The organism is Mycobacterium sp. 1165196.3 (assembly GCF_001673415.1).
GTDB classification, from domain to species: domain Bacteria; phylum Actinomycetota; class Actinomycetes; order Mycobacteriales; family Mycobacteriaceae; genus Mycobacterium; species Mycobacterium europaeum_A.
Map to the genome: position 1 here is coordinate 1 of NZ_LZLU01000258.1, position 7,796 is coordinate 7,796.

Here is a 7,796-nt window from a genome sequence, read left to right on the forward strand (position 1 = left end):
GAACTACGTCAGTCAGACGATCGAGGTCTAGCACCACGACCAGTTGATTTAAGTGATCGATCACCGTCGGTGGGGCGTTCGGTGTCTCGCTTGCCGGCCCGCCGTCAATCGGTTAGGTAGTCAGCAGGACTGAATTACCCAGCCAATAGGCGCCCCGGTCTGCAATTGGACATCGCGCCCCACCGACCGGGCGGCGCGCGGACCCCGCCGTCGGTGGACCTGCGGCGCCGCGTCGGGCAATAACCGAAGTCACACACGAATCACGGTGCCCCCGGCACGACTCGAACGTGCGACCTAGGGATTAGAAGGCCCTTGCTCTATCCACCTGAGCTACGGAGGCAATGTGCAGGTCAGTCTATCCAACCGCACCTGCCGACCCGATTCCCCGCCGCCACGCGCACGAAAACCCTTACCGCGCCGCGTTTATCGGTTATCGTTGGGACCCTCGACACACGGACAACATCGGCCGGTCATGGGCCGTTAACCGCAACGAGGCGTGTGCATAACGTTCCAGAGGTGACGTTGCAATGAGCGTGGCCAGCAAGCAGACCTCGCCCTGTTCGTGGGCGGGGGCCCAGGTGGCACGGCTGGCAGCCGAAGCCCGGGATGTCTACCAACTCGGTAACCTGGTGCTGCGCGGTGGGCCGTTCGCGCTGGGCTGCTTCGCCGGCTGGCTTTTCACGGAGTTTCCTCCGCACGTGGTGACCGGCCACGCGCTGTCCCGCGTCTCGCATCCGTCCGTCGGCCGGGTAGGCACGACGCTGGCCGCCCAGCGGGCTGATCGAACCCTCACCACCGCGCTCGAGGAGTCCTTCGGCCCCGAGTTTCGCGAACAGGTATGTCATCCCGCCGCCGTCGGCGCGCTGTGCGCCCCGCGCGGTCGACTGCTCGGCAGGCCCGGGCCGCACCGCCGGTATGCGTCGCAGACGTCCGACATCTCCTACGGTCCGAGCCCGCGCGACAACCTGCTGGACATCTGGCGGCGCGACGACTTGGCGCCAGGTTGCCGCGCACCCGTGCTGATCCAGGTGCCGGGCGGGGCATGGGCGCTCAACGGCCGGCGTCCGCAGGCCTACACGCTGATGAGCCGAATGGTCCAACTCGGCTGGATCTGCGTCTCGATCGACTACAGCAAGAGCCCGCGCGCCACCTTCCCCGCACACCTCATCGACGTCAAAAGGGCGATCGCGTGGGTCCGGGAGAACATCGCCGACTACGGCGGCGACCCCGATTTCATCGCGATCACCGGCGGCTCGGCGGGCGGGCACCTGGCCTCCCTGGCGGCGCTGACGCCGAACGACCCCGCCTTCCAGCCCGGTTTCGAAGAGGCCGACACCAGCGTGCAAGCGGTAGCGCCCTACTACGGCGTCTACGACTTCACCGACTTCGACAACATGCACCCCCTGATGCTGCCGTTCCTCGAACAGTTCGTGATGAAGGCCCGCTACGCCGAGGCGCCCGAGCGCTTCACGGCGGCATCACCCGTCTCCTACGTGCACGCCGACGCGCCGCCCTTCTTCGTGTTGCACGGCCAGAAGGACGAGTTGGTGCCCAGCGGCCAGGCTCGCGCTTTCTGCGCGGCGTTGCGCGCGGCCGGGGCTGCCACGGTGGCGCACGCCGAACTCGGCAACGCCCACCACGCTTTCGACATCACGCCGACGGTTCGATCGCGGCTGGCCGCTGACGCCGTAGCCGATTTCCTCGGTGTCGTGTACGGACGGCGCGTCAGCTCCCTGCTGGATTCGCCGCCGCTGTCGGCCACTTCGGCCAGCTGAGGGTCGGCCGGAGGCCAGCTGAATCGGCGGCCCGGTGCTCGCCGCTCCTTTCACCAGCGTGGTAACCCGACTAGCGTTGGGTAGACCATTCGGGTCGGTGGTCCTAAAGGCAGGAGGCTTGAGCGACGGTGACAACGTTGGCGCGTCGAGCTGATGACCATGACTGAATCCGTCGAGGCGATCAAGTTGTCCGACGAACTCGGGCCGGTCGACTACCTACTGCACAGGGGAGAGGCAAACCCCCGCACCCGGTCCGGGATCATGGCCTTGGAGCTGCTGGACACCACGCCGGAATGGGAACAGTTCCGGAACCGATTCGAAAGCGCGTCCCGACGGGTGCTGCGGTTGCGCCAAAAGGTCGTCGTGCCGACCCTGCCGACGGCGTCGCCGCGCTGGGTGGTCGATCCCGACTTCAACCTGGATTTTCACGTGCGCCGGGTGCGTGTTTCCGAACCGGGCACGCTGCGTGAGGTATTCGATCTGGCCGACCTCATCCTGCAGTCGCCGATGGACATTTCGCGACCGTTGTGGACGGCCACCCTCGTCGAGGGCTTGGCCGACGGCAAGGCCGCAACGCTGCTGCATGTCAGCCACGCCGTCACCGACGGCGTGGGCGGGGTGCAGATGTTCGCCGAAATCTATGACCTCGAGCGCGATCCGCCGGCCAAGCCGACGCTGCCGCTGCCCGTGCCGCAGGACCTGACGTCCAATGACCTGATGCGCCAGGGCATTAACCACCTGCCGTTCGCCGTGGTCGGCGGCGTCATGAGCGCGCTGTCCGGGGCGGTGTCGGCGGCCGGGCGGGCGGTCCTGGAACCGACGGCGACCGTCTCGGGGATCGTCGGGTACGCCATGTCGGGCATGCGGGTGCTCAACCGGGCCGCCGAGCCGTCGCCGCTGCTGCGGCGGCGCAGCCTGGCCACCCGCAGCGAGGCGATCGACATCCCGCTCGCCGACCTGCACAAGGCCGCGAAAGCCGGCGGCGGGTCGATCAACGATGCCTACCTTGCCGGATTGTGCGGCGCCCTGCGCCGCTACCACGAGGCGTTCGGCGTGCCGATCAGCACGCTGCCGATGGCGGTGCCGGTCAACCTGCGGGCCGAAGCGGACACGGCCGGCGGCAACCGGTTCACGGGCGTCAACCTCGCGGCGCCGATCGGCACCGTGGACCCCGTCTCCCGGATGAAAAAGATTCGCGCCCAGATGACGCAGCGCCGCGACGAGCCCGCCATGAACATCATCGGCTCGCTGGCGCCGGTGCTCAGCGTCCTGCCGACCGCGGTGCTCGAAGGCATCACCGGGTCGGTGATCGGCTCCGACGTGCAGGCCAGCAACGTCCCGGTCTATCCCGGCGACACCTACATCGCCGGAGCAAAAGTGTTGCGGCAGTACGGTATCGGTCCGCTGCCCGGCGTGGCGATGATGGTGGTGCTGATCTCGCGGGGCGGGTGGTGCACCATCACCGTGCGCTACGACCGGGCCGCGGTGCGAAACGAGGCGTTGTTCGCCCAATGCCTGCTGGAGGGTTTCGACGAGATCCTGGCGCTGGGAGGCGACCCGCCACCGCAGGCGGTGCCCGCCTCGTTCACCGAGTCGGCGGTGTCCACTCGATCGGTGGCCGGCTCATGAGCAACTCGAAGCAGCAGGGGGACAAGGACGAAACGGCCGGAGCGGACCTGCGGCTGCCCGGCTCGGTGGCCGAGATCATGGCCAGCCCCGAAGGACCGAAGATCGGCGCATTCTTCGACTTGGACGGCACGCTGGTCGCCGGATTCACCGCGGTCATCCTGACCCAGGAGCGGCTGCTGCGCCGCGACATGGGAGTGAGTGAACTGCTCGGTATGGTGCAGGCCGGCTTGAGCCACACCCTCGGTCGTATCGAGTTCGAGGACCTCATCGGCAAGGCCGCCAAGGCGCTCACCGGGCGACTGCTCGACGACCTGGAAGAGATCGGCGAGCGAATGTTCGTCCAGCGCATCGAATCCCGGATCTACCCGGAGATGCGTGAGCTGGTCCGCGCCCACATGGCCCGCGGCCACACCGTGGTGCTCAGTTCGTCGGCGCTGACCATCCAGGTCAATCCCGTCGCGCGGTTCCTCGGCATCCCCAACATGCTCACCAACAAGTTCGAGACCACCGAGGACGGCTTGCTCACCGGGTCCGTCCAGAAGCCGATTCTCTGGGGTCCCGGCAAAGCCGCTGCGGTACAACGGTTTGCCGCCGAGCACGGCATCGATCTCAAGGACAGTTACTTCTACGCCGACGGTGACGAGGACGTCGCCCTGATGTATCTGGTCGGCAATCCCCGGCCGACGAATCCCGAAGGGAAAATGGCGGCGGTGGCCAAGCGCCGCGGTTGGCCCATCCTGAGATTCAGCAGCCGAGGTCCGGTGGGTCTGCGACGGCAGGTGCGTACCCTTGCCGGACTGGGCTCGATTGTCCCCGTCGGCGCGGGCGCAGTGGCAATGGGCGTGCTGACCGGTAGCCGGCGGCGGGGCGCCAATTTCTTTACTTCCATTTTTTCCCAAACCGTGCTGGCGACCACGGGAGTGCACCTCAATGTCGTCGGGAGAGAGAATCTGACCGCGCAACGTCCGGCCGTTTTCATCTACAACCACCGCAATCAGGTGGATCCGGTGATCGCGGGTGCGCTGGTCAACGACAACTGGGTTGCCGTGGCCAAGAAGGAATTACAGAAGAACCCGATCATGGCCCTGCTCGGCAAAGCGTTGGACGGGGTTTTCATCGACCGAGACGATTCGGCCTCCGCGCTGGAGACGATGCGCATTGTCGAGGAGCGGGCCAAGAACGGGCTTTCCATTGTGATGGCGCCGGAGGGCACCCGGCTGGACACCAACGAGGTCGGCCCCTTCAAAAAGGGTCCATTTCGTCTCGCGATGGCCGCCGGCATCCCGATCGTTCCGATCGTGATTCGCAACGCCGAGCTGGTCGCCGCCCGGAACTCGACCGTCATCAACCCGGGCACCGTCGACGTCGCGGTCTTCCCGCCGATCTCGGTGCAGGACTGGACGCTTGACACGCTGCCGGACCGCATCGCCGAAGTGCGCCAGCTCTACCTGGATACGCTCGCCAACTGGCCCGTCGACGAACTGCCCGAGGTCGACCTGTACGCGGAGAAGAAGGCGGCCGAGAAGGCACAGAGCCGGACCGCCAAGGCACCCGCGAAGAAGGCACCCGCCAAGAAGGCACCCGCCGAGAACGCGCCGGCGAAGAAGGCACCTGCCAAGAAGGCACCCGCCAAGAAGGCGCCGGCCAAGAAGGCACCCGCCAAGAAAGCACCCGCAAAGAAGGCGCCGGCGAAGAAGGCCGCGTCGAAAGCCAAGGCACCCAAGGCAACTCCGCATGAATCCGAGGCCGCCCGCAAAGACGGCGAGGCGCAACGGCCCGCGACCAAGGCGGCGCCCGGCAACGCCGAGTCACCGGAATCGCCGCACCGAGGGCATCCGTGACCGAACCGGCCGCGGATACCAGCGCCATCCTTGCCGGGACTGACTCGCTGATATTGGCGTCAATGACCTCGCCGGTCGAGATGGACCTGGTGACGGCGTGGATGGAGCAACAACGCGCCGGGCACCCGGGCGCGAATTTCGACCTGGTCAAGCTGCCGGCGCTCGATGCGCCGCCGGACGTGATGACGGCGCTGGCCGAACAGCTCGAATCCCGGGAAGACCGTTCCATCGTGCCGGTGCGGGTGTTCTGGCTGCCGGAGCCGGATCGCGGCCGGGTCGCCAAGCTGGCCGGCCTGCTGCCCGGCCGGGATCCGTACCACCCCAACCAGCGCCAGCAAGAACGGATCGTGCGCACCGCGCCCCAGCGGGCACGGGTGGTGGCCGGCGAAGCCGCGACGGTCGCCGAGCTGCGCCGGCAATGGCGCGACACCACCGTCGGAGACGACCGGTACGACTTCGCCCAATTCGTCATCCGCCGCGCCATCTTGGCGATGGAACGCGTCGAGTACCGGATCCTCGGACCGCAGTACAAGTCGCCGCGGCTGGTGAAACCAGAGATCTTGGCCTCCAACCGGTTTCGGCGCGGCCTGGCGACAATTCCCGGCGCCACCGTCGAGGAAGCCGGAAAGATGCTCGACGAACTCGCTACCGGCTGGAGCCGGGCATCGGTCGACCTCGTCGGGGTTCTCGGCAGGATGATCAGCCGCGGGTTCGACCCCGAGATCGATTATGACGAGTATCAGGTCGCGGCGATGCGGGTGGGCCTGGAAGCCCACCCGGCGGTGTTGTTGTTTTCGCACAGGTCCTACATCGACGGCGCGGTGGTGCCGGTCGCCATGCAGGACAACCGATTACCGCCGGTGCACGTGTTCGCCGGTATCAACTTGTCGTTCGGTGCCATGGGCCCGCTGCTGCGACGTTCCGGGGTCATCTTCATCCGCCGCAACATCGGTAACGACCAGCTCTACAAGTACGTGCTGCGCGAATACGTCGGCTACATCGTCGAAAAGCGGTTCAACCTGAGCTGGTCCATCGAGGGCACCCGCTCGCGCACCGGCAAGATGTTGCCGCCCAAGCTGGGGTTGCTGGCCTACGTCGCCGACGCCTACCTCGATGGCCGCAGCGAAGACATTCTGCTGCAACCGGTCTCGATCAGCTTCGACCAGCTGCACGAGACCGCGGAGTACGCCGCCTACGCCCGCGGCGGCGAGAAGACACCCGAAGGTGTGGGCTGGCTGTACAACTTCATCCGGGCGCAGGGTGAACGCAACTACGGCAAGATCTACGTCCGTTTCCCGGAAGCCGTGTCGATGCGCCACTACCTGGGCGCGCCGCACGGCCCGCTGGCCCAGGATCCGGACGCCAAACGCCTTGCGCTGCAGAAGATGTCATTCGAGGTCGCCTGGCGGATACTGCAGGCGACGCCGGTGACGGCGACGGGTCTGGTATGCGCGCTGCTGCTGACCACGCGCGGGGCGGCGCTGACCCTCGGCCAGTTGCACCACACCCTGCAGGATTCGCTGGATTACCTAGAACGCAAACATAATCCGATGTCCACCAGCGCGTTGCGGCTGCGCACGCAAGACGGGGTACGCGCCGCGGTCGACGCACTGTCCAACGGACACCCCATCACCCGGGTCGACGGCGGCCGGGAACCGGTGTGGCGCATCGCGCCCGAAGAACAGCACGCCGCTGCCTTCTACCGCAACTCGGTGATCCACGCCTTTCTGGAGACCTCGATCGTCGAGCTCGCCCTGGCGCACGCCCGCCACGCCGACGGCGACCGCATGGCCGCGTTCTGGGCCCAGGCGATGCGGCTGCGCCATCTGCTGAAGTTCGACTTCTATTTCGCCGACTCGGCGACATTCCGGGACAACATCGCCGAAGAGATGGCCTGGCACGACAACTGGGAAGCCCACGTCGCGGCCGGGGGCGACGAGATCGACGCGCTGTTGTTCGCCAAGCGTCCGTTGATGGCGGACGCGATGTTGCGGGTGTTCTTCGAGGCGTACGAGATCGTCGCCGACGTGTTGCGGGACGCGCCTGCGGACATCGGGCACAAGGAACTGACCGACTTGGCGTTGGGCGTCGGGCGACAGTACGTGGCGCAGACCCGGATCCGCAGCAGCGAATCGGTCTCGACGCTGCTGTTCGCCACCGCGCGCCAGGTCGTCGAGGATCAGGACCTGATCGCGGCCGCGCCCGACCTGGCCGAAAGGCGTCGTGCCTTCCTGCATGAGCTGCGCGACATCCTGCACGACCTCGACTACGCCGGGCGGATCGCGCGCGATCAGTTCGTGGCCCGCGAGGCCAAGGCCCGCCAGGACCTTCTGGCCAGCCAGCCTCGGTAGCCGGTCGGGGCCGCCCCATACCCTGGACGTATGACCGTCGCCCCGCCGGCTGGCAGGGCCTCGACCGAGGCCTTCGCCCAGCGCCGCACGCTGGTGTGGCCGGTGCTGGCCGGGGTGGCCGTGCTGGCGGGCTGCACCGCCGCCGGCATCGGGGCCCTCTCGCTGGCCAGCTCGCTGACGGTGACGGGCCTGCCCGACCC

General features: G+C 67.3%; 4 protein-coding genes and 1 tRNA gene. 4 read left to right on the plus strand and 1 reads right to left on the minus strand.

Annotated features, from left to right (window positions below; all coding sequences use genetic code 11):
- Nucleotides 1-266 precede the first annotated feature (266 nt).
- A tRNA-Arg gene (locus A5659_RS24775) sits at nucleotides 267-340 on the minus strand.
- A 187-nt stretch (nucleotides 341-527) separates the two neighbouring features.
- Between A5659_RS24775 and A5659_RS24780 the strand changes: the two genes are divergently transcribed.
- The 4 genes from A5659_RS24780 to A5659_RS24795 all read left to right on the plus strand — a co-directional run bounded on the left by A5659_RS24780 (nucleotide 528) and on the right by A5659_RS24795 (nucleotide 7,596).
- On the plus strand, nucleotides 528-1,775 hold the full coding sequence (locus A5659_RS24780; protein WP_067184937.1) for an alpha/beta hydrolase: 1,248 nt from the start codon (nucleotides 528-530) through the stop codon (nucleotides 1,773-1,775).
- Nucleotides 1,776-1,934: 159 nt separating this feature from the next.
- Nucleotides 1,935-3,404: a wax ester/triacylglycerol synthase family O-acyltransferase gene (locus A5659_RS24785; RefSeq protein WP_156748721.1), complete on the plus strand. Its 1,470-nt coding sequence runs from the start codon at nucleotides 1,935-1,937 to the stop codon at nucleotides 3,402-3,404.
- The gene (locus A5659_RS24790; protein WP_067142832.1) at nucleotides 3,401-5,245 is read left to right on the plus strand and encodes an HAD-IB family hydrolase/lysophospholipid acyltransferase family protein; all 1,845 of its coding nucleotides are present in this window, start codon (nucleotides 3,401-3,403) and stop codon (nucleotides 5,243-5,245) included. The genes A5659_RS24785 and A5659_RS24790 overlap by 4 nt, the downstream gene beginning before the upstream one ends.
- Nucleotides 5,242-7,596 carry a glycerol-3-phosphate 1-O-acyltransferase gene (locus A5659_RS24795; protein ID WP_067184941.1) on the plus strand — a complete coding sequence of 785 codons (2,355 nt, stop codon included), beginning with the start codon at nucleotides 5,242-5,244 and terminating at the stop codon, nucleotides 7,594-7,596. Before A5659_RS24790 ends, A5659_RS24795 begins: the two co-directional genes overlap by 4 nt.
- Nucleotides 7,597-7,796: the final 200 nt, after the last annotated feature.

Excerpts from the sequence above, each read along its gene's own strand:
- A5659_RS24790 (WP_067142832.1), top strand. The coding sequence starts at position 3,401 with ATGAGCAACTCGAAGCAGCAGGGGGACAAGGACGAAACGGCCGGAGCG.
- A5659_RS24785 (WP_156748721.1), top strand. The coding sequence starts at position 1,935 with ATGACTGAATCCGTCGAGGCGATCAAGTTGTCCGACGAACTCGGGCCG.
- A5659_RS24780 (WP_067184937.1), top strand. The coding sequence starts at position 528 with ATGAGCGTGGCCAGCAAGCAGACCTCGCCCTGTTCGTGGGCGGGGGCC.